General features: G+C 48.0%; 1 pseudogene. It reads left to right on the top strand.

Features of this window, described 5'->3' with window-relative positions:
- Positions 1-78: 78 nt before the first annotated feature.
- A pseudogene (locus ACYVG7_RS09840) lies at positions 79-475 on the top strand (transposase); the annotation flags it as partial.
- Between the last annotated feature and the right edge of the window lie 31 nt (positions 476-506).

Raw genomic sequence — 506 nt, 5'->3', positions numbered from 1 at the left:
AGAGTAGGCAGAGAAAATCCAAGCAAAACAACACGTTAGACGGTGTTATTAATTCGCTTGCCGCTTAAGGTTCTGTACATGAGAGAACACTGGTCCATAGAATCGATGCACTGGATGCTAGATGTCAGCATGCAGGAAGATGCCTGTCCGATATATAAAGATAATGCTGCGGAAAACTTGGCTTGCTTGCGACACCTAGCCCTGAACATGCTCAGAGCCGAACCAACCAAGCTCAGTATTGCAGGCAAGCAGAAACGATGCTGGATGAAAACAGAGCACCTGGAGAAGGTGCTGATTGCTGGATTATCCACACCGTTCAAAAAATAGGCACTCATGCGCTCGCCCTGGTAAGGCAAGCTTGCGGAAGAAGCAGCAATTTGCGGGCATGAGCAGCCCATATCTGGAAAAGGTACTGGATGCTGGGTTAGGGAAGGTGCGAATAAGCAGGTCATTTCTTCCCAAGCTGACTCGCTGATTAAAATTTCGCGGATCTGGGCCGATTTTTT

The sequence above is a fragment of the Pseudaeromonas pectinilytica genome (genome assembly GCF_054780855.1).
This window is presented reverse-complemented; position numbering and strand designations above follow the sequence as displayed.